This is a genomic window from Micropruina sonneratiae, assembly GCF_025972045.1.
GTDB classification, from domain to species: domain Bacteria; phylum Actinomycetota; class Actinomycetes; order Propionibacteriales; family Propionibacteriaceae; genus Micropruina; species Micropruina sonneratiae.
Window position 1 is genome coordinate 1 of sequence record NZ_JAPDHX010000014.1, and the last position, 1,200, is coordinate 1,200.

Annotated in this window: 1 protein-coding gene; it reads right to left on the bottom strand. The window is 63.3% G+C overall.

Going from position 1 to position 1,200, the window contains the following annotated elements; translation table 11 throughout:
• Nucleotides 1–133: 133 nt before the first annotated feature.
• Entirely contained in the window at nucleotides 134–1,123 is a 990-nt protein-coding gene (locus tag OIE40_RS16865) for an IS5 family transposase (RefSeq protein ID WP_264704207.1), read from the bottom strand.
• Between the last annotated feature and the right edge of the window lie 77 nt (nucleotides 1,124–1,200).

Below are 1,200 nucleotides of genomic sequence, written 5' to 3' on the forward strand. Positions count from 1 at the left end.
GGAACCGCTGATCAACGTGCCATTCGTGGCGTGAGTGACGGTGATCGTGCTCTTGGAGGGGTTGGGTGTGGGCGTTGTCGGCTGCTCGAGTCGCTGCGGGGGGCCTGTTGGGGCGGTTTCGGGCAGGCTGACGCTATGCCGCCGCCGTGGTGAGAGCGACGGCACGTGCCCGCATCAGCCAGTTCGCCAACGCGAACGCGACGTGGAGATGATGGAGATTCTTCGCCAGGCCGCGGTAGCGGGTCTTGGTGAACCCGAAGTCTCGTTTGACGATCAGGAACGCGTGCTCGACCTTGGCCCGCACCCCGGCCTTGCGGGACTCGATCGCCCGCTCATGAGGATGCATCCTCGCCAACTGGCTCTTGCGGGCCGCTATGTGCCAGGTGACGCCGGCGAGATGGGGATCGCCGGTGATCTCCTCGCGTTTGTCGATACCCAGGTAACCGGCATCACCCCACCCGGCAGTGTCATCGGGCCGCATCAGATGGGCAGCCTCGGTGATGTCGGACACGTTCGCTGCGGTGGCGGTGACCGCGTGCACATATCCGGTGCCGGCATCGGTGCCGATGTGGGCCTTCATCCCGAAGTACCACTGATTGCCCTTGCGGGTCTGGTGCATCTCGGGGTCCCTCGTGCCGGTGGCGTTCTTGGTCGATGACGGTGCCGCAATGATCGTGGCGTCCACGATCGTGCCGCCCCGCATGATCCAACCCTCACGCTCAAACAGGTCGTTCTGCGCCGCCAGCAGTCTCTGGCCAAGCTGATGCTTCTCCAACAGGTGACGAAAGTGCAGCAGTGTGGTCGCGTCGGGCACGTGCTCGACCGTGAAGTCCACACCCAGGAACCGGCGCATCGCGAACGAGTCGTAGATCGCGTCCTCGACCCCCTCATCGGACAGGTTGAACCAGACCTGCAGCAGATACATGCGCAGCATCATCGCCAGCGGCTTCGCCTTCCGACCCGTCTTACCTGGCCGGTCCAGGTAGTAGTACGGCTCGATCAGATCGATCCACACCTGCCACGGGATCGTGGCCTCCATCTGCTCCAAGAACTGCTCACGTTTGGAAACCCGCCGCCGATTGCCGTACTCGACATCGGCGAAAGAAGGCTGCTCGCTGTCCATACCCCAACAATTTCGCGTCCCAACAGCCGAAGCCAGCCACCGAACCGCACACCACAAAGATCAGCGCATCCCTAAGG

Coding starts and splice junctions, on each gene's coding strand:
- OIE40_RS16865 (WP_264704207.1), bottom strand. CDS start 1,123: ATGGACAGCGAGCAGCCTTCTTTCGCCGATGTCGAGTACGGCAATCGG.